Here is a 20,656-nt window from a genome sequence, read left to right on the forward strand (position 1 = left end):
AAGGAGAATGAACGTGAAAGAATCAAAGAGGCCTAAACAATACACGCGTCGTGATATGTTAAAAATGTCAGTATTAACGGGTGTAGGTGTTGCGGTAAGTACAAGTGGCATTGGCGTTCTAGCTAATATGGCTAATGGGTTAGGCAATACAAGCAATCAAGCCTCAAGCAATTCTGTAGAGGATTCTATTATTTCTTTTAATGGAAAAAACCAGTCAGGAATTGTAACACCTCAGCAAACATATGCTTATGTAGCTGCTTTTGATTTACTAACAAATCAAAAGGATAAGGTTATAGATCTTTTCAAAAAATGGACGGTGTTAAGTCAATCTATGACTCAGGGAGAAGTTAGTAAAGATAATAATAATGATTGGCTTCCACCAAAAGATACAGGAGAAGCACAAGATTTAACTCCTTCCAGATTAACCTTAACATTCGGCTTTGGTCCTTCATTCTTTTCTAAGAACGGAGAAGATCGTTTTGGCTTGGCTGATAAGAGGCCCAAACACCTTAAGGATATTCCAGCAATGCCAAGAGATGATTTGCAAGAGCCTTTTATAGGGGGAGACATTTCTGTACAAGTTTGTGCAGATGATCAACAAGTGGCATTTCATGCTGTACGAAATCTTATCAAATCAGCAGTAGGCATAGCAGAGGTAAAATGGATGCAATCTGGTTTTATTAGTGCTCCAGATGAGAAAACGCCACGGAATTTATTTGGTTTCAAAGATGGCACGGCAAATGTTTCTTCTACTGATTCTGAATCTCATAACCGAATTATTTGGGCGAATAATTCAGAACCAGCATGGATGCAGGGTGGAACTTATATGGCTTTCAGAAAAATTCAGATGTTTTTAGAGGTGTGGGATCGATCGTCTCTTAAAGACCAAGAGGATACGTTCGGTCGAAAAAAGGCTAGTGGGGCTCCTTACGGAAAAGTAAAAGAACACGATAAAGTAAGTCTTATGCAAATGCCTCCTACTTCTCATACAGCTTTGGCAAAAGGAACAAAGCAAGAGATTTATAGAAGAGCGTATTCCTATACAGATGGAGTAGATCCCAAAACAGGGAATATAAATGCAGGACTTATGTTCATTAGTTACCAAAAGAATCCTGACACGCAATTTATACCAATGCTTAAGGTGTTATCTCAGCAGGATAAATTAAATGAGTATACAAAACATATAGGTAGTGCAATGTTTGCTTGTGCTCGTGGAATCCGTAAAGGGGAGTACATTGCTCAGTCTTTGTTAGAATAGGCTCATAAGAATTTTATTGGGATAGATGCTAATGTTTAAGTACTAATATAGATGAGAAATGAGGTGAATATAATGGTAGGACCTGGAAGTGCGATTTTAATAGGTGTGACAGCTTTAATTATATTTGGTCCCAAAAGGCTTCCCGAGTTAGGGCGTTCTGCCGGCAAAACACTTCGTGAATTTAAAAATGCAACCCAAGGAATTATGGAGGACCATGATAAAGAAGATAAAAAATTATTAAAAAACGAAGAGAAAGATGATAAAACATCCCTTTAATAAATACAGAAGCCAAGTTCTCTACATGTAGAGAACTTGGCTTTTTACAATATCTAGTTTGATGGCCAAGATTGTATATACACTTCTTTTTTGTTTTAACAGACGTTTATATATGTAATAAGTATCTCTTAAAATAAAAAGCCCTATGGTAACGTACATTCATATTTAGTTACCATAATGTGGTTTATCAGAACCAAAAGCTACGGAAATCAAAGGGTTTATAAGCACTTTGATATAAGACTATGGTGGATATTATTGGAAATAAAAGCACACCCTATGAAAGAAATAGGAGGTGTAAGATGCCATTAAAAAAGCAATGGTTAATTAATATAGCTATGATATTTCTGACATGGTCGTCACTACCTTTTTTAGGGAAACGCAACATAAAAAGATTTCTTTCAGCCTCAATCCTCATTGTTCTTATAGAAGGCATAAATGTTCAATTTCATTGGGAAATCTCTGCTTGAATAAAACATACACCATGAATAATTTTTATTCATATTTGACGGTTAGTTAAGAATACAATTGCATTCTTTTGAAAGAAGGAGTAAACTTTGAATGAAAAATAGATTTTACCGGGAGTCTGTGGAATCAGGCTGAGAGTACGACTAATCTGTCGTAGACCGTTGAACCTGTTGGATCATGCCAGCGTAGGGAAAGTGATAATAGCGATAGTCTAAGCACTTTACTTATGTAGAGTGCTTTTTTATTTTTTTAGGAAAGGGTTGAAAGCAGATGAAACAGCAACAAGAAATTATTGAAAGTACGCTTCAATTTATACAAAATCAACTTTCTTCAGAAGATGATTTCAATGAACAGGCCTTACAATTATTTTCATATCAATATCAACATAATCTTCCATATCGTACATTTTGTATGCAAAAAGGAAAAACACCAAGAATGGTCAAAACATGGAGGGATATTCCGGCAGTTCCCATTAATGCTTTTAAAGAAGTTACATTGAGTTGTGCTGATTCTAATGAAGCAGCAGCCGTTTTTATGACAAGTGGTACCACGAAAGGAATTAAGGGTAAGCACTACCATCCAACCTTACATATATATGATCGATCAATGACTTTAAATTTCAAACAAAGATTTATGAAGGACACAGAGAAAATACGTATGGGAGTTCTTTTTCCCACAGAAAAAGAACTGCCGAATTCTTCATTAGCTCACTATTTAGCTTTAGGAATGAAGGAGTTTGGTACTGAAGATAGTCACTATCTAATAAATGATAACGGGGTTGACATGGATCGTTTGCTAGAAGAATTAAGGCACTCTGAAGAAACTGGGGAGCCGTATGCTCTTGTAGGAGCAAGCTTTAGCTTCGTGCACATGTTAGAAAAACTAGAAAGTATGGGAAAAACATTTTCTCTGCCAAAAGGAAGTAAGATCCTAGATACGGGAGGCTTTAAAAATCAATCAAAGGAATTGGATTTGGATGAGTTCTATCAATTACTCTTCTCCACTTTAGGAGTAGACCGTGCTGAGTGTATTAATATGTACGGAATTACCGAATTAAGCACACAATTTTACGACAATGGAAATGCAAATGTTCCATCTGTTAAATCAGGACCACATTGGATACGAACAAGAGTTATAAATCCATTAACAGGTGAGGAGGTATCCAAGGGTGAGCGTGGAGTATTCGTACATTGTGACCTTGCAAACTTTAACTCAGTAACGACAATTTTGACAGAAGATGTGGGAATTGAGGTCGACTGTGGTTTCCTTTTATTAGGGAGAGTGGAAGGCACTCAAGCTAAAGGATGCTCAATTGCTGTAGAGGAATTTCTAAAGGCAACAAAGGATATTCCAAAATGAGAGAAACTGCAGGATACCTTCCAGATATAGGAGAAGAATTTGAGAAAAAAGTTTTGCTGTTCAGAGACAAAGAAGAGGTATTAGAGGTGGAAGTTCCACTTCTCACAGAAGAACAGATGAACAAGGTTATCCAAAAAGTCAAGAAGGCGAGTGCTGAGACGTTAAAATCCTTCTCGGTTATGGAGCTTGTGAAAATCATAGACCAAGCTATTGATAGATTACTTGATCGAAATACACCTTGTCGTCAAAAGGCGGAAAAACTTTTACCTATTGTAACCGGCTATAGTGAGGAGCTAATTCGACTCGGTCTTACTTCTTACTTAAAAAACTTTCGAAAACACGAACTGCAACGTTTTCTTATTGAAGATTTAGGAAATCTTTCTTTACTCGATGAATTTCAACCTCGAGTAAAAGGAGGTTTTTCAAAAGCAATTGGACCGGATCTTATTACTCATATTTGGTCAGGAAATGTCCCAGGATTACCATTATGGAGTTTCATCTCTGGCTTATTGGTTAAATCGGGAAATATTGGAAAAGTCCCAAGTGCTGAGCCTTTATTTGCTGGCTGGTTTGCTAGATTATTAGTGGAAATAGAACCGCGTTTATCAGACTGTTTTGCGGTGGTTTGGTGGAAAGGTGGCAACGAAGAGCGAGAATGTTCTTTATTTAAACAAACAGACGTTGTAGTTGGTTATGGGGGGAATGAATCATTGCAATCTATTCAAAGTCGTATTCCCATTACTACTCGTTTCTTGCCATTTGGACATAAAATCAGTTTTGGAGTCGTTTCTAGATCTTCCCTCGATTCTCACAAAGCTTGGCGTTCCGCACGTCAAGCAGCTCTAGATTTGATTCGTTATGATCAGCAAGGTTGTTATTCTCCCCATCTCTTTTATGTACAAAACGGGGGAAATATCTCTCCGAGAGAGTTTGCAAGGTATATGGCTCATGAACTAGATAACTTTGAAAAAAGGTTTCCACGCCGTAGTCTTTCAATGGAAGAGTCTGCATCATTAGCATCATGGCGCCAAAGAGAAGAGATGGATATTTATTCTAACCCTTATAAAGAGGTATTAGGGAATGCTACAAATGATTGGACAGTTGTTTATGAAGAGAATGACATAAGTTTTAGTCCCAGCTGTTTAAATCGTATGATAAGAGTGATTGCATTTGAAAGAATAGAAGATATTATTCCTTCTATTGCACCTAATCGGCCTTTTCTACAAACGGTTGGTATAGCAACAAACCCGAAAGAACTTTTTCATTGGGCAGAATTATTAGGAAAAATAGGACTTACACGTATTACAGCATTAGGCCATATGACATCTCCAGAAGCTGGCTGGCATCATGATGGTCGATTTAATTTACTAGATTTGATTCATATGGTAGATATAGAATCTTCTGCCGAAGAGGAAAGTGAGAGATTTGCTCCTTATGTGGATTAGGAGGTAAAACATGAGTTTTTTAACAATCAAAGATGTGACATATAGTTATCAAGGAATAAATTTAGTTATTGATAGGGTGAACTGGAGTATTGAAAAAGGCGAGTTTCATTGTTTGCTGGGCAAAAGTGGTTGTGGGAAAACAACATTACTAAAGCTTGCTGCAGGCTTATTGCAGTCCAATGGTGGGAGTATTCAATTAAATGGGAGAGAAGTTATGAAACCTTCCACGGAATGCGGATTTGTTTTTCAATCACCGACATTATTGGAATGGAAAACAGTGATAGAAAATGTGCTGCTTCCTATTTCTCTTCTACGAAAGATAACCGATGAAGATCGAAAAAATGCAACAAATTTATTGGATCTTGTTGGATTAACTTCCTATGTTAATCAATATCCTATGCAATTATCGGGAGGGCAACAGAGCCGTGTTGCTATTGCCAGAGCCCTTATTCAAAAGCCATCTATGTTGTTTCTAGATGAACCATTTGCAGCATTAGATGCAATTACAAGAGAAGAACTACAGGATGATCTTCTAAAGGTTTGTAAGTTGCATAACACAACTGTTCTTTTTATTACTCACGATATCTCGGAAGCTGTCTATTTATCAGATCGATTAGCTGTCATGGCAGAGGGAAAGATTGCGTATGAATCGGCGGTTGATCTTCCGAGACCCCGAGGCATGAAAATGAGATATGAACCTTATTTTAATGAGTTTTGCCTAAACATACGTCATGTAATGAGTAGGGAACAATTATGAAGAAGATGCCGTTATATTCTTTTCTCTTATTTATTGTCTTGCTTATTGTGTGGGAAATGGCAGCAAAAAATATGTCAGAACTCATATTGCCTGCTCCCTCTATTATTTTTTCTACTCTTTTGGAGGGTATAAAGAGTGGATATTTCATGCCTCATATTATGCGGACTATGGCAGAGGTATTACTCGGCCTATTATTTGGAGGTATATTTGGATTTCTGGCTGCGATTCTTATGGGAGAAATTCAAATCATAAGGAAGCTTTTTTTTCCTTATGTTATTGCAAGTCAAGCTGTTCCAAAACTCGCTTTAGCTCCATTATTCATTCTCTGGTTCGGTTTTGGGATGACATCCAAAGTAGTAATCACAGCATTGATTTGTTTTTTTCCTTTGCTTGAGAATACGGTTACAGCTATCCAGTATACCGATAAACAAAAACAAGAATTGTTTCGTATGTTAGGAGCTAGCCGGTGGAAAACATTACTGCATTTAAAAATACCTGCAGGCATGCCAGGAATAATTGCGGGACTTCGTGTCGCCGTGGTATTAGCAATAGTAGGAGCTGTCGTCGGTGAATTTATTGGTGGTAGTGAAGGATTGGGATCCGTAATTGTAGCCTCTCAGGGGATGATGGATACACCTTTAATGTTTGCGTCTTTAATTTTGCTAACTATCATAGGGATGCTTCTCTATCAACTCGTTAACGTAATGGAAAAGAAATGGATAAGACGATATACGAAGGAGATAAAAAAATGAGAACAAAAACATTATTAACAGCAATTGTCTTGTTATGTATTACAGTGTTTTCTGCAGCATGCGGGACACAAGAAAAAGCAAGTACGACATCAGAAAAAAAAGAAATAGAAAAAATTCGAGTTGCAAATTGGAGTAAGCCAATTACAGAACAAACAAATCTATTAGTGGATGAGAAAAAAGAATTTTTCAAAGATAATGGATTAGATGTAACCGTCCTTCCTGGTGCTGGAGGAGGAGATGCTGTAAAAAATATTCTTTCTGGAAAAGCTGATATTGCCTTTACAGATCCTGGATCAGTTTTCTTTGCATTAGATAAGGGAGAAAAGTTGAAAGTAATTTATAATATTTATCCGCAAAATGTATTCAATATCGTTTCATTAAAAGAAAAAAATATTACGAAACCCGAAGATTTAAAAGGAAAAACGATTGGTGTTTATAGTTTAACGAGTGGAACTCGTCAAAACCTTTTAGTACTTTTACACGAAGCTGGTCTTACTGAAAAAGATGTAAAAATTGTGGAGACAGGTATTTCGAACTTTGCCCCTTTAATGCAGGGACAAGTAGACGCCACGGCCGCAACAGACACAGGATTAGCTGCAGGTAAACAAAAAGGTTTAGGTGCAGTAAATGTAATGGAAGTAAAAGACTTTTTAAATGTGCCGAGTGATGTATTTGTTGTAACAGAAAAAACGTATCAAGAGAAGAAGGAAGAACTTAAACAGTTTTTAGCAGCTTATCAAGACAGTGCTGAGTGGATGATTGGAAGCCCAGAAGAGGCAGCTTCTTTAGCGAAGAAATATGCAATTGATGGAACCGACGAGGAACAAAATTTAGAGATTATCAAATTAAGAAACACTTCCAGTGTTTCCTCCTTAACAGATGAAAAGGGATTAGGAGCTCTTGATACCAATGTTTTGCAACAAGCTGCTGACACGTATCAAAAATTAGGTTTAATTAAGAATAAATTAAATATGGAAGAGGTTGTAAATCAGGAACTTCTTCCTAAGAGGTAACGGAGGAAGGATAATGGGGAAATTTTCAGGGAAAGTAGTACTTGTTACAGGGGCGAGCCGGGGAATAGGTGCTGCGATTGCTCGTGCATTTGGCGAAGAAAAAGCCTTTGTTATTGTAAATTACCTCCAAAATGAGAAAGCTGCTGAAAAAGTTGTATCATCTTGTATTGAACTCGGGGGTGATGGATGGGCTATTCAAGCAGACGTAACTTCCGAATCAGATATTAACCGAATGGTAGAGCAGATTTTAATGGAAGTAGGAAAAATTGATATTGTAATAAACAATGCCTTTAAATCATATAAATTTGATCCGGAACAACGTAAAATGGCTTGGGATTTGAAGTGGGAGGACTATCAAGCACAAATTGATGGAGCAGTACGCTCTGCGCATTATATGTGTCAAGCAGTTCTTCCTATTATGAAAAAACAAAGCCAAGGAAGTATCGTAAATATTATTAGTAATTTAGTTGAAAGGGCAATTGTTCCTTATCATGATTACAATACAGCTAAAACAGCTCTAATGGGCTATAGCCGTAATTTAGCCGCAGAGTTAGGGTCTTTTGGTATAAGAGTTAATTGTGTTGCCCCGGGGCTTGTATACCCTACAGATGCTAGTAAGAATACAAAGGAAGAAGTAAAGGAAATGATTATTGCCCAAACACCTCTCCGTAGAATTGCTACTCCTGAAGATATAGCTGGGCCAGTACTATTTCTGGCTTCAGACTGGAGTGAATTTATGACAGGGCAAACTTTATTTGTTGATGGAGGATTTGTAATGTAATGGAAGGAGTCGGTATTTATATTAAAATGCTGACTCCTTCTTTTTTGCCTTTGTAGATTCGTCAATTTAAAAACTGAAATGAGTTAATGAAATTCCTATCAAGGTAAAGGCAAGTATTCTCAAGTATTCTATGGTCTCATCGTTTAAGATCTCCTGCTCTATTCTATGGATGGAATTATTATGACGTTATTGATAATGCCTATCCAGGATGCTTCAAACCATGGGAATTTTGCCAAGTTCCACATAAATATTGGTACGGACAAGAAGGGAGAAATCGAGCAATTAAGGCAGTTAAGCATGTAATTGAGAATAAACTGAATCTATTTCTAGAAGAAATCCCCTAGCACATGAATCATTATTTTTTTAAAAATCATGATTTAAATAGTGCGTTTAAAATTTTTGACCACTCTCCTTTTCGAGGCTGTTTATCCTGGTTTATTTAAACATTGGCAATTTGCCAATGTTCCCCTGAACTGTTGGAAAGATGATGAATTTATTCAAGAGAACATGGAGGTTCTAATTTTTCAGCAGCTCCGTTTTTCCTCTTATGAAGAAGCATTGCTTAAAGTAAGAAAACAACATTTTTTTGATTATCAATTGACAGGTCTATTCCAAATGGCTTTGGCTCTCGCCTAAAAAAAGTATTGGAATGGATACAACTTAGAATCAAGGAAAAGAATCATTTTCTCCCTGTAAGTAAGTGATAAGAAGGAAAAGAGAAGAATTAAATAGATAAAACTAAACACTTCAGTAAGCCGCATGTCATTTTTAGATACTTAAAATTTTAGAGATAAAGATGAATATAACGTTAAATTATGGAAAAAAATATAAAGCGACTATAGAAAAGCATTAATCTTTTTATTCAAGAATACTTGGAGGGATATGGAAATATGAACAGCGCATGGAATCGCTTAATAAGAAAAGCCAGAAAACCCAAAAAAATGGTCCCTCAGTATGAAGAAAAAGAAATGACTACAAATAAGGAAACCCTTAGTTCATCCTTAGTTGAAAATCTAACAAAAGTGAAAGATTCTTTAGGCAATAGTGGAGATTTGGTGGTTCGGGATTTTAAGATGGGAAAACCATTTTTATGTAAAGTAGCGTCTGTTTATATAAATGGATTAACAGATAAAGAAATTCTGGGAACCTCGATCATAGAAAGAATGATGAATGATGTGGACATCGTCGAAAAGGATGCTCCTTATTTACCTAGTCAATTAGGTACATACATAAAAGAACACATGTTAACCATTACAAATGTGGGAGAAGTAACAAATTTTGATAAACTTTTTCTTCATCTTTTATCGGGAGAAACAATCGTACTAGTAGATGGATGGGATCAAGCATTAGCCTGTTCCGCGCAAGGAGGAGACCTTAGAGCCATTTCGGAACCTGTGACAGAATCGTCTGTCCGAGGCCCCCGAGATAGCTTTACAGAGTCTCTTATTAGTAATACAGCCATGATTCGTAGGCGAATTAAAAGTCCTAATCTTTGGTTGGAAACGACAGAAATGGGAGCAATCACGCAAACAGGCGTTGGTTTGATGTATGTAAAAGGAGTTGTCAATGATAAGCTTCTTACAGAAATAAAAGAGAGGCTCAGTAAAATAGAAGTAGATGAAGTCCAAGGTTCGAATACGATTGAAGAATGGATTACAGATGAAACCTGGACCCCTTGGCCGACTGTTTTTATAACGGAACGTCCCGATGTAGTGGCAGGAAATCTATTGGAAGGAAAAGTCGTAATTTTTGTAAATGAAACACCTACGCCTCTTATTGTCCCTGCGACATGGAATCAATTTTTCCAGACCGCGGAGGATTATTATTTACGCTGGACGATGGCTAGCTTCCTGCGAGTATTAAGAATTATTTCTTTTTTAATCACTCTTCTTGGTCCATCGTTATTTATTGCGTTTCTTTCATTCCATCCGGAATTAATTCCGACACCGTTATTAATTAATTTGGCAGCACAGCGTCAAAGTATTCCTTTTCCTATTATCATAGAAGCATTATTGATGGAGTTCACGTTCGAGGTGTTGCGAGAAGCCGGTGTTCGAATGCCGCGTCCCGTTGGTCAGGCTGTTTCTATTGTAGGGGCCCTTGTATTGGGAGAAGCAGCTGTTTCGGCTGGAATTGTTTCTAGCGCGATGGTTATTGTTGTGGCCGCCACAGCCATTGCCAGTTTCACTATTCCTCATTATGCGATGACAGATGCTACCCGTCTACTTCGATTTGGCATGATGATTTTGGCCAGTTTTTTTGGACTATATGGAATTGGCCTAGGTGTAATTATGTTAGTAGCCCATACTTGCAGTTTGCGTTCTTTTGGTATTCCGTATTTAGCACCTTTTGCACCCATTATTATAGCTGATCAAAAAGATTCTATTTTCCGATTTCCCTTACCTTTTATGTCTAAACGTCCTCGTTTAATTAGTCAGGTAAAAACGAAGAGATCAGATGATAACTACAATCGTGAACCTTCACCAAGAGAAGGTGGCATGAAACAACATGAGTCAAAGAGGGATTCCAATGAGACATAAACCGTTGATGCTTATTGTAGTTTGTGTGTTTGTAGTTTTATTATCAGGATGCTGGGACCGCGAAGAGTTACAGCAATTGAGTATCGTATCAGGAATGGCCATTGATAAAGGCAGTGACAAAGTAAAGAACAGATATAAAGTTACGGTTCAAATTATCAACCCTTCACAAGTCGCTGGTGGACAACAAGGAGGAAAAGTCCAAGCTTCTCCTGTAACCACTTTTACCGAAACAGGCAGTACGCTTTCGGAAACGCTTCGGAAAATTTCAACAAAGTCACCTGGAGAGCTGTTCTTTCCTCATCTTCAAGTTTTAGTAATTGGAGAAAAAGTAGCAAAAGAAGGAATTGAGGATTTGTTTGATATGATCGAACGCGATGCCCAGTTCCGAGTACTCTTTCCAGTCTTAATCGCAAGAGGGAATGCTACAGCAAAAGAAACGCTCGAAGTCACAACATCTTTAGAAGCCATCCCTTCTGCGAAGATTGGGGATGCATTAAAGTCTTCTGAAGAAGACTGGGGAGCCTATAAAAGTACACGTGCGGATCAAGTGATTCAAGGTCTAAAAGAAGGTAGTTTAGTGGTCACAGGTGTTGAGATTGATGGAGAGACGAAGAGTGGAAATGCCACAACAAATACGCAAGAAATTTCCCCAAGCGCACAGATTGAGATCAAAGGAATGGCTCTTTTTAAAAATGGAAAGCTGGAAAATTGGCTGGAGGGACATGCCGCGCGAGGAGTGACATGGATTACGAATGAAATGAAACGAACCGTGATGAATCTTAACTGTGGAAAGAAAAAGGAAGCCACTGCAATTGAAATTTCACGTGCCAAGTCAGCTACTCATGTAAAAATCAAACATCAGAAACCAGTTATCTATATCATTGTTCATGCTGAAGGCGCTGTCTTAGAAAATAATTGTTCTAAGGATCTTGGTAAATCAAAAGTTCTTGGTCAACTAGATGAACAATTAGAAGAAGAGATTAAACAGGAAGTACTACTAACAATAAAAAAAGCGCAAAAGCAAAAAAGTGATATCTTCAATTTTGGTGAAAAGGTTAATATGGCAGACAAACATGTATGGCAAAATATAGGGACGTCATGGGAAAAAGATATCTTTCCTGAAACAGAAGTCCACGTGAATGTTCAGGCAATTATTCGCCGAACAGGTATGACAACCAAATCCTATATAAACAAATAACAAGTCTAGTCATAAAGGGCAAAGAAAGGAGTTGTTTGATCAATGGAAAAAGCGAAAATAAGTGTCATTCAACTGTTTGCCCTTATGTTTATCTTTGAGTTGGGGACAGCGCTAGTCGTTAGTTATGGGACATCTGCTGGAAAGGACGCTTGGCTGTCTATTCTTTTTGCAATATGTGGTGGTATTATTTTATCTTTTGTCTATTTTATTTTATTTCGTCAATATCCAAATTTGCTCTTCACTAGATATATAAGAGAGATATTTGGCAAATACATCGGATGGATTATTGGTTTGTTATACTGTCTCGCCTTTTTGTACATTTGCGGGAGAAATGTACGTGAGTTTGGAGATCTATTGGTTTCATCCACTTTATCAGAAACCCCATTATTGGTGATTAATATTACACTTGTGCTTGTGATGTGCTATGTCATTCATCTCGGAGTGGAAGTATTAGGGAGAACAGCAGAAGTATTTATTGTTATTTTGATCTTACTTGGATCAGCCGGGAATTTTTTTGTTCTTGTATCTGGAGATGTTGATTTTCATCAGATACGTCCATTTCTTGAACATGGATGGAAGCCTATTTTTACAACAGCTTTTCCTCACCTAATTATTTTTCCATTTGGTGAAATGGTAGTCTTTACGATGCTATTACCGTATTTAAATCGACCTCAATTAGCAAAAAGGGTATGGCTGGCAGCTTTGATTTCAAGTGGGTTGATTTTAAGCTGGACCGTATTGTTAAATATATCTGTTCTTGGTCTAGATGCAATGAAACGCTCGACGTTCCCTCTGTTAAAAGCAGTTGGGAAAGTCAATCTATTTGATTTTATCGAAAGACTGGATGCCATTGTGGTATTTACTTTATTGATTACCGTCTTTTTCAAAGCATCCATCTATTTATATGCTGCGGTCATTGGAATAGCTGATTTATTCAAATTAAACAATTATCATCAGATTCTTTTACCGATAGGAACAGTTGTTATCTTTTTATCTCTCTCTATGGCTTCTAGTTTTTCAGAACATACGAAAGAAGGTTTTCTTTTTAATTACTTGGCTGTCATTCCACTTATCATTCTTCCCGTATTGCTATTGTTAGTTTCAATTATACGTAAGCATTTTGAAAAGAAAATGAACTAGAAATGGGTTTAGACTGATTCTATTGTTGAACATTGAGAAAGTTATTAGCCAATATAAAAGAAAAAAGATGACTTTAAAAAACGTAAAGAAAGGAGGTAATCTACAAAGATGGAGAAAGCGAAAATAAGTGTGATTCAACTCTTTTCCCTGATGTTTATTTTCGATTTAGGGACTGCATTAATCGTAAGTTATGGAATATCCGCAAGGAAAGATGCTTGGCTTGCTGTGATTTTAGGAATGGGCGGAGGTATACTTTTATTTTTTGTTTACTATATGCTATTTCGTCAATATCCGAACCTTCCACTTACGGGGTACGTTAGAAAAATATTTGGTAAATATCTTGGTTGGATAATAAGTTTGTTATATTGTTTATTCTTCTTATATATTGCAGCTAGAAATGTACGTGATTTCGGAGACTTACTGACTTCGTCCACTTTGCCAGAAACTCCGTTACTTGCAATTAATCTCTCACTTGTTCTTGTTATATGTTACATTATCTACCTAGGAATCGAAGTATTAGGGAGAACCGCAGAGGTATTCATTGTCATTTTGCTTTTATTTGGAGTAGGAGCAAACTTCTTCGTTCTTGTTTCAGGAGATTTCGATTTTAATCAAATCAGGCCATTTCTTGAGCATGGGTGGAAGCCCATCTTAACAACAGCTTTCCCATCTGTTATTTCTTTTCCATTTGGTGAAATGTTCGTCTTCACCATGCTACTACCGTATTTAAATCGTCCTAAACTAATAAAAAAGGTATGGTTATCTGCTTTAATTTCAAGTGGTTTAATCTTAAGCTGGACAGCCGCTTTAAATATGTCCGTTCTAGGTTTAGATGTAATGCAGAGATCTACATTTCCTACATTAGCGACAATTGGAAAGGTAAACCTGTTTGATTTTATTGAAAGATTGGATGCCATTGTAGTGTTTACGTTATTAATGACAGTTCTCTTCAAGGTATCCATCTTTCTATATGGGGCTGTTCTAGGAGTAGCTGAGTTGTTTAAATTAAAAAGTCATCAAAGGCTCATTTTACCGTTTGGAGTCATTCTCATTTTTTTATCCATGACAATTGCCTCTAATTTTTCCGAACATATAGAAGAAGGTTTAGGTGGTACAATAAAATATCTTCATGTTCCTTTTTTTATCGTTATTCCATTGTTTATGCTGGTCATCTCCATCATTCAGAACTATGTTAAGAAAAAGACTTACTAGGAATTGTTCCGGTTTTCTTCTTTCTTTTTTATAATTAGAAAAATCTGCTGGCCAATAATAATTAAAAAAAGCCCTGCTAACATCATATATTCTGCACTACTCATAACCCAAAAAGGGTTTAGGAGATGAAGTAATGCATCAGAGAGTTTAAAGCCTAACAAAACATCCATTAATAAGAGGTTTGCAGTTGCCAATAAAAGAATCAATATACTTACTCCGAAAATCTTCATATTTTTCCCTCATTTAAATCAAAGTAAATATATTATTTGTCAAAAATAAGGTTTTTAACAACAAACCTATATAAACAAAGTGATTGATGAAGAGAACTTTTACACAATAGAATATGTTAAAGTATTGGACCAAAATCAAGTTAACTGCCCGTAAAAGTATACATTTTTAGTAACCATAATGTACTTTATCGGCAATTGTATGCTCAAAAGCCCTTTTATCAAGAGCTTTTTGTATACTATAAACTTGATTCCTTCATTAAGGAAAAAGATTACATGGCTTTTTTACCTCCGGGTACCGTCCTACTTTTCTTTTTATTCGTTGAATAGCATTATCAATAGACTTTTCAGGCATACTTAATACTTTGGAAATTTCTATATATGAATAGTCATTTATATATAAAGCCCATACTCTTTGTTCTAATTTACTAAGTAATTCGGCTATTTTTTGTCTCCTTTCTTCGAATTCTTCTTGATCGATAAGTAATAATTCTGGATTTGTTATATTTCTTTCGGCTATCATATCCAGAAGCATATATGTTGATTCTGAATTAGATAAAGGCTTGTATAGGGAAACATAGGCATTTAGAGGTCCATTTTTTTGACGAGCAGCTGTTTTAACCGCGGTGAACATCTGTCTCTTAATACAAAGCTCAGCAAATGTTTTAAAAGAGGACATTTTATCCCCTTTAAAATTACGAATGGCCTTATATAGACCAATCATTCCTTCTTGAATAAGATCTTCCTTATCGGCCCCTCTTAAAAAATAGGTTGATGTCTTGGTTTGAACACTCCCCCGATATTTTTTAATTAAAAAGTTTAGTGCCTCTTCGTTCTCATAATGAATTAGGTTTAGTAGATCTTCGTCTTTATACCCATCCTAATTTTCGATTAATTCAGTTTCGATATTTGCACTCACTTATATCCCTCCGCCAATCTTAGGTGAATTTTAAAAGTATTCTTGGAATAGCAAGCTTAATTCTTTTAAGATTATCTTAGTCAGTAAAAAAAGATTTTTTGTAAGACAAAAAACGCCTAGAATAGCCTGGCGCTTCTCTATATACCTTTGATTTTTGGTTATTATTTCACCATCCCTCTAAAGTATAAAAAACTAGAAATAAAAATGTTGTCGAACTTTGGTAATGCTTCCAAAAAATCTAATCTTTTGTATTTTACAATGAGATGTATAAGACAAATAATAATCATTCTTTAATTTTAAGGGAGGGATTTTTAACTTATTAATTGTCTTTAACTTTAAATAGCATTTTTGAAGTTATAAATGAAATAGGCGCTGCTCTAACAGAGGTTAAAAGTGTATAGTTCACATAATGTGGTTTACCGAAAAATAAGTGTCAGTATGTGTCGAATGGGTAATATAAAAGAAATAACATCAGGAGGGGAGGATATGCTGGATAAATATGAACGTTCCCTATTCTATAGGGAGATTAAAAGTTTAATTGCAGACTATAATAAGTGTAGAGATTTATCCACTAAGAATGAATTATATCATCAGATAGTACTTCTAAAAAAAGCACTTAAATATAAACGGAATAAGGTCTCGAGATGATATAGGCTATCTATTTATTGAGGAAAACGATTTATCTCTCAAATCGAATTGTTTTTCTCTTTTTTTATATAAATAGACTTTTAGTCTTTCAAACGAAATAAGAAAGTAGTGAAAATGGAATAAAACACCATCACCAACATACCTATTCAAGAGGATATTTAACTTCTTTCTAGTTTACATAAAGAATATATGGGGAAATTAATAACATGTAAGTTTTTAATAGAGGGAACACCTTAATTTAGTAACTTATTTATTGAATAGTATAGTATCTCGTCGCTACGTGGAGAAATTTTCTCAAAAGTTTCCCCTAACTGAGGGAGAAATCCTTAAATAAGAAAAGGCAGACTTAGTTTATTTCCTTAGAGGGGTAAAGCCAACTAAATCATTTATTAAAGAGATGACCTTTAATGGAAATTTTGTAGATGTTAACTATCGGAAATGATGTTCCCCGAGGTGTTATTGGTAATCCTATTGCAGGCTTTATTGCCGCTTGGTTAGGTGACCTTATCTTTGGAGATGGGGGATCTGTCTTGGGTGGATTTTCCATCATTCCCGCGATTATTGGACTAATTATTTAATCAAAATAATAATCATGGTCATCATGCATGAGAAAGAGATAAAATTTAAATTGGAGTGACTAATAACACCAGTCTAATGTTATCTAATTTTATTAAAGGGAACCTATTCAAACTAAATTCTGTCCTTATTTATTTGCTTAGTACAATTGATGAATATGTTGAAAATGAGATAAGAGTTTAATGATAAAATAATTGCTTTGCAATAAAAAAACAGAGAAATACAAAAACTGAATTAGAGTATTTTATAAGCGACCTTATAATTCTAATCGCAATTAATGGGGTCGCCTATTGGTGTAAATCTTTAAAAATTATCAGTCGATATATTTTCCTCTAATCAGTTTTAATGATTAATAAATCCATGATAATGGTGTTTATATGCATTATTTATCTTGGTAAATAGTGAAAAATGATGTTCCTTTTTTTTAGTTTGTTATAATGAAAGTATATATGTTACGGGGAGGGAAGAGAATTTAAATATGATACTTATTAAAAACAGTGAAGAAGTAATAAGAGAAGCAAAATATCAACTTCACACAACCATGGATGATTATCAAACCAAAATTATCTCTATTTTTGATAAACAACGTATTCTAATGAATCAACGAATTAGATTAATGATTCTTCTGTCGGATATAAAAGAGCAGGCTGTATTAATTGGAAAACACTCTGCAGCCAAAGGCAGAGTAGAATATGAAGAACAGGATCAATTAATTACAGAAGTTATAGATGAAGTTCCTTTTCAGTATAGTAAAGAAACAGTGACCGATTTGGAAAATAACATACAAATTAGTAAAAGAGAAATCGAAGATATAGCAAAAGAGTGTGGATTAGACACTGAAAAAATAATTAATCTCAAAGCTCTTTTACTTAATTTAAAGGTATCTAGTTACATAAATGGACATTATGAAATGTATGTAAAAGATAACACTTTATCTGGCAAAAGATCTTAGAACGCCAGGGTAAAAGGAATAAAGTTTTAAGTATAAGTAAAACTAATCAAGACGTCGTAGGCATTAGTACTCAAACATAAGATATATGTGTAACAGAAAAAATACTGTACAGGAGCAGTATTTTTTCTGTATTTAAGCTTTATACTTCATACATTTTTAGTTACCATAATGTCTCTTCTCGGGAATCAAAAAAGCCCTTGGAATTTATTTAAATTCGATGGCTTTGGAATATAGCATAGTCGTTATTATATTACATTTGATTTCGATCTATCTTTCTTCTTGAAACCATTACGAATCATGGAAACTAAAAACATTAGCAAGGGTATAAGCAGATGAACACCAATGAAATAATAGTGCAAAACGTAATGACCTTCCTCCAAATGTTCTGGGAAACTGGAGGCCATCGTCATGGATAAAAAGATGACAATTCCCCCGATTGGTAAAAGAATTTGTTGACGATTGTTTAACTTGAATAAATCCACTATTCCGATGACGGCCCCATACAAAAAGATAGAGACTTTAAAAAACACCGTAAGCAACATCGTAAACACAACAACCGCATCGAGTCTTTCTATAAAATCTAAAAGGTTCACCTTTCCAATGGTTATTAATGTCGGAAAAACGGATCTCTTTGTTACATCAACACCAAGAACAGCAATATTCAGGCTTGCTGTCCAACTTAAGATCAGACCACTTGAAACGATGGCAGATAGCCATACTCTTTTCACTAATTTAGGACGGTTTAAGTAAGGGAGCAACATCGTAAAGGCAATCATTTCACCAAAAGGAAAAAAGAAAACGTCCCTAAAAGCCACCGTTAAAGGTAGTTTCCATCCATGTTCAAGAAACGGCTGTAACTGATGAAAATCAACATTCCCTGAAACAAAAATAAAGAAGTTTCCTGCTACCCCAAAGAACAGCAAAACAACAATAAATACTTCTGCTGTTCTTCCTAACACTTCAATTCCTAAATAAAGAACATAACATATCACAAGAACCAGTGAGAAATTGACAGCTAATAATGGGGTCTGTGTCAATGTTGATGAAACTAGTAAATCGCCAAAATCACGCACATTTCTAGCAGACATATACAAAAAAACTAGGACGTATAACAAACCAATGATCCATCCTAGATATTTACCAAATATTTTCCTTGCATACCCAGTAAGAGGTAGATTTGGATATTGGCGAAATAAAGAGTAGTAGATGAAAAATAAAACCATCCCCATGCACGTCCCTGAAAGAATGGCAAGCCAAGCGTCTTTTTTTGCGTTTATTCCATAAGCTACGATTAATGCGGTTCCTAGGTTGAAAATAAACATCATGGCAAATAGTTGAATGACACTAACTTTGGCTTTCTCCATTATCTAAGATATCCTCCTCTTTATCGATTACATGGATGAGTATGTATATGTTTATTAAGTAAGTGCTGCTAAAATATATTTAGTCTATTTATTCATCCTATCCTACTTTCTATTTTTAATACTTTTAAGGGTTGAGGGATGCATACTATATTCAGAGCTAGTTTACATAAACATTCTTCAAGGAACCAAACAAGCAAAAGAACCCTTGGGGCAGTATGCTTCCACCAAGAATTCTTTTTCCCGAGTATACAGCTTTTTATTTTGTTAACGATAATAATTACTTTAACATCTTGTAGTAGATTTAAATATCTCGTCCGTAAAAGTATACGTTTGTAGTTAACATAAAACATGTATCGGCAATCATTAAAATACTTGTATTAAGGTAATGGTCTACTTTGTGTTATTTTTTCAATCCATTCTTTTAGTTCTATATCTTCATGAAAATATATATCTGGTTCAATTTCTAAATCAATACATAATAAGAAAATAAGGTATTCATGTAGTTGATCTTCATCAGAAGAGAGCCTATTTCTACTCTCCAGGTTTTGAACCCATTTATAGGACCAATGATTAAATTGCTCTCTAGATATATTTCCTTTAAGAATGTTCTCTAATTTGTTTAACAAATCTTGTTTAGTTGGCTGACTTTCAAACATTGATTTCACCTTTCCTAAGTATATACTAAAGTTAACATAGTCAACGTTATAGGAAATAACAATAAAATATGACTAGCTCCCCATGGGTGTCAAAAATCAAAGCTCTTATAAACTTTATATACCATTTCATCATATTTTCATTATTAATTGTTAAATTAAATCTTGTGAAAAGCATACTGACATTTTTTCATAAGTTTAACCCCCTTTTAGACTCACTTTTAAGAAGTGAGTCTTTTATTTACAATATGGAATTGTTTAATCTTCACAACATTCAATGAAAAAAGAGTTTTAGGTATTGAACTAAAACAGTCTTATATTTTAAAATGAAAAACCATTTCTTTGTTTATCAACATTACCAGAAGCAAAAAGAGTCTGAATCATTTAGAAACAGGCTCTTTTTGCTTTGAATATATAAATTCCTTTACTTTTACGATTGAAAGACCTAGATGATATGCTTCCTTCATGAGACTTATCCATTCCTGATCAAACTTATTATCTTCTTATTTTAGCACTCATGATTCCTCCAACTGTCCTAATTGAGATTGATTAGACGCTATCATTTAACGATAAAACAATGAAAATTAAGACTATTTATTCAACAAATTTCTTCTGAATTCCTGTAATATAAGTCTTTTTATATAATTAATTAAGAGTTAATGTAGAAAAAACAAAATGAAAGAATTATTGTTGATACTTTGAGCAAACTATTCAGGAAGAAACGGGGCATCATCTCATAAAAACCAATTACTCAACAGCGAAAAAACTACTGGTTCCCTTCGTTCCAGTAGTTTTTTCTGTTTTTAGGCTGTATATGGTATATACCTCTAGTTAACATATCGCTATTCAAGGAACCAAGCAAAAAAATGAAACCATGCAGGATAAGGGTTCAGAGTAGGATGACTTTTATCAGATATGCAGCTTTTTATACATCTTTGATATATCAACGCTTTAGTAGGAGACGAACGAGAAAAAAATGTATAAAAAGCGCATGTTTTATACATATGCTCATCTCTATAAAAAAGTCTTGGGGGAAAAACGTAATACGATTAACTGACGGTTATACCTTGGTATATTCTTGCGAAATTGTACTTGTCTATGAGATTAGAGATTTCATAGGC

Annotated in this window: 18 protein-coding genes, 2 pseudogenes and 1 riboswitch; of the genes and pseudogenes, 15 read left to right on the forward strand and 5 right to left on the reverse strand. The window is 35.1% G+C overall.

The genetic code is table 11. The annotated features are described in order from the left end of the window. Window positions 1–13: 13 nt before the first annotated feature. The 13 genes from efeB (at window position 14) to ACLHDF_RS24655 (ending at window position 14,196) form a co-directional block, all read left to right on the forward strand. Complete coding sequence (efeB, locus tag ACLHDF_RS24595) at window positions 14–1,258, forward strand: iron uptake transporter deferrochelatase/peroxidase subunit (RefSeq protein ID WP_413921198.1); 1,245 nt, start codon at window positions 14–16, stop codon at window positions 1,256–1,258. A 72-nt stretch (window positions 1,259–1,330) separates the two neighbouring features. After that, on the forward strand, window positions 1,331–1,534 hold the full coding sequence (gene tatA / locus ACLHDF_RS24600) for a twin-arginine translocase TatA/TatE family subunit (protein WP_413921199.1): 204 nt from the start codon (window positions 1,331–1,333) through the stop codon (window positions 1,532–1,534). 565 nt (window positions 1,535–2,099) lie between these two features. Beyond that, window positions 2,100–2,208, forward strand: a riboswitch (TPP riboswitch). A 61-nt stretch (window positions 2,209–2,269) separates the two neighbouring features. Then, window positions 2,270–3,358, forward strand: coding sequence for a long-chain fatty acid--CoA ligase (locus ACLHDF_RS24605; protein ID WP_413921200.1), 1,089 nt, complete (start codon window positions 2,270–2,272; stop codon window positions 3,356–3,358). Continuing rightward, entirely contained in the window at window positions 3,355–4,803 is a 1,449-nt protein-coding gene (locus tag ACLHDF_RS24610; RefSeq protein ID WP_413921201.1) for an acyl-CoA reductase, read from the forward strand. The genes ACLHDF_RS24605 and ACLHDF_RS24610 overlap by 4 nt, the downstream gene beginning before the upstream one ends. Window positions 4,804–4,813: 10 nt before the next feature. Continuing rightward, window positions 4,814–5,560 carry an ABC transporter ATP-binding protein gene (locus tag ACLHDF_RS24615; RefSeq protein WP_413921202.1) on the forward strand — a complete coding sequence of 249 codons (747 nt, stop codon included), beginning with the start codon at window positions 4,814–4,816 and terminating at the stop codon, window positions 5,558–5,560. Further along, a complete protein-coding gene (locus ACLHDF_RS24620; RefSeq protein WP_411982576.1) occupies window positions 5,557–6,312 on the forward strand; it encodes an ABC transporter permease in 756 nt (251 codons plus the stop codon). Before ACLHDF_RS24615 ends, ACLHDF_RS24620 begins: the two co-directional genes overlap by 4 nt. Then, window positions 6,309–7,325, forward strand: a complete 1,017-nt coding sequence (locus ACLHDF_RS24625; RefSeq protein WP_413921203.1) for an ABC transporter substrate-binding protein — start codon at window positions 6,309–6,311, stop codon at window positions 7,323–7,325. Before ACLHDF_RS24620 ends, ACLHDF_RS24625 begins: the two co-directional genes overlap by 4 nt. A gap of 13 nt (window positions 7,326–7,338) precedes the next feature. Then, on the forward strand, window positions 7,339–8,106 hold the full coding sequence (locus ACLHDF_RS24630) for a 3-oxoacyl-ACP reductase (protein ID WP_413921204.1): 768 nt from the start codon (window positions 7,339–7,341) through the stop codon (window positions 8,104–8,106). Between the two features lie 384 nt (window positions 8,107–8,490). Beyond that, the gene (locus ACLHDF_RS24635; protein WP_413921205.1) at window positions 8,491–8,742 is read left to right on the forward strand and encodes a hypothetical protein; all 252 of its coding nucleotides are present in this window, start codon (window positions 8,491–8,493) and stop codon (window positions 8,740–8,742) included. 254 nt (window positions 8,743–8,996) lie between these two features. Further along, window positions 8,997–10,646, forward strand: a complete 1,650-nt coding sequence (locus tag ACLHDF_RS24640) for a spore germination protein (protein WP_413921206.1) — start codon at window positions 8,997–8,999, stop codon at window positions 10,644–10,646. Continuing rightward, on the forward strand, window positions 10,615–11,844 hold the full coding sequence (locus ACLHDF_RS24645; protein ID WP_413921207.1) for a Ger(x)C family spore germination protein: 1,230 nt from the start codon (window positions 10,615–10,617) through the stop codon (window positions 11,842–11,844). Before ACLHDF_RS24640 ends, ACLHDF_RS24645 begins: the two co-directional genes overlap by 32 nt. A gap of 42 nt (window positions 11,845–11,886) precedes the next feature. Beyond that, window positions 11,887–12,984, forward strand: coding sequence for a GerAB/ArcD/ProY family transporter (locus ACLHDF_RS24650; RefSeq protein ID WP_413921208.1), 1,098 nt, complete (start codon window positions 11,887–11,889; stop codon window positions 12,982–12,984). Window positions 12,985–13,092: 108 nt separating this feature from the next. Beyond that, on the forward strand, window positions 13,093–14,196 hold the full coding sequence (locus ACLHDF_RS24655; RefSeq protein ID WP_413921209.1) for a GerAB/ArcD/ProY family transporter: 1,104 nt from the start codon (window positions 13,093–13,095) through the stop codon (window positions 14,194–14,196). On the opposite strand, the gene ACLHDF_RS24660 is transcribed toward ACLHDF_RS24655, so the two are convergent. Together ACLHDF_RS24660 and sigH are read right to left on the reverse strand one after the other, a co-directional pair. Beyond that, window positions 14,193–14,426, reverse strand: a complete 234-nt coding sequence (locus tag ACLHDF_RS24660) for a hypothetical protein (RefSeq protein ID WP_413921210.1) — start codon at window positions 14,424–14,426, stop codon at window positions 14,193–14,195. The two genes, ACLHDF_RS24655 and ACLHDF_RS24660, sit on opposite strands and share 4 nt — an antisense overlap. Window positions 14,427–14,682: 256 nt before the next feature. Beyond that, window positions 14,683–15,285, reverse strand: a pseudogene (sigH, locus tag ACLHDF_RS24665) (RNA polymerase sporulation sigma factor SigH); the annotation flags it as partial. 1,127 nt (window positions 15,286–16,412) lie between these two features. On the opposite strand from sigH, the gene ACLHDF_RS24670 reads away from it, so the two are divergent. After that, window positions 16,413–16,568, forward strand: coding sequence for a hypothetical protein (locus ACLHDF_RS24670; RefSeq protein ID WP_413921211.1), 156 nt, complete (start codon window positions 16,413–16,415; stop codon window positions 16,566–16,568). Between the two features lie 476 nt (window positions 16,569–17,044). Next, entirely contained in the window at window positions 17,045–17,518 is a 474-nt protein-coding gene (locus tag ACLHDF_RS24675) for a hypothetical protein (protein WP_413921212.1), read from the forward strand. A gap of 245 nt (window positions 17,519–17,763) precedes the next feature. On the opposite strand, the gene ACLHDF_RS24680 is transcribed toward ACLHDF_RS24675, so the two are convergent. From ACLHDF_RS24680 to ACLHDF_RS24690, 3 genes and pseudogenes are all read right to left on the reverse strand, one after another. Further along, the gene (locus ACLHDF_RS24680) at window positions 17,764–18,882 is read right to left on the reverse strand and encodes a GerAB/ArcD/ProY family transporter (RefSeq protein WP_413921213.1); all 1,119 of its coding nucleotides are present in this window, start codon (window positions 18,880–18,882) and stop codon (window positions 17,764–17,766) included. A 377-nt stretch (window positions 18,883–19,259) separates the two neighbouring features. Next, complete coding sequence (locus ACLHDF_RS24685) at window positions 19,260–19,538, reverse strand: hypothetical protein (protein ID WP_413921214.1); 279 nt, start codon at window positions 19,536–19,538, stop codon at window positions 19,260–19,262. A 377-nt stretch (window positions 19,539–19,915) separates the two neighbouring features. After that, window positions 19,916–20,014: pseudogene (locus tag ACLHDF_RS24690) on the reverse strand (hypothetical protein); the annotation flags it as partial. Between the last annotated feature and the right edge of the window lie 642 nt (window positions 20,015–20,656).

Source organism: Priestia megaterium, assembly GCF_046599315.1.
GTDB lineage: Bacteria > Bacillota > Bacilli > Bacillales > Bacillaceae_H > Priestia > Priestia megaterium_F.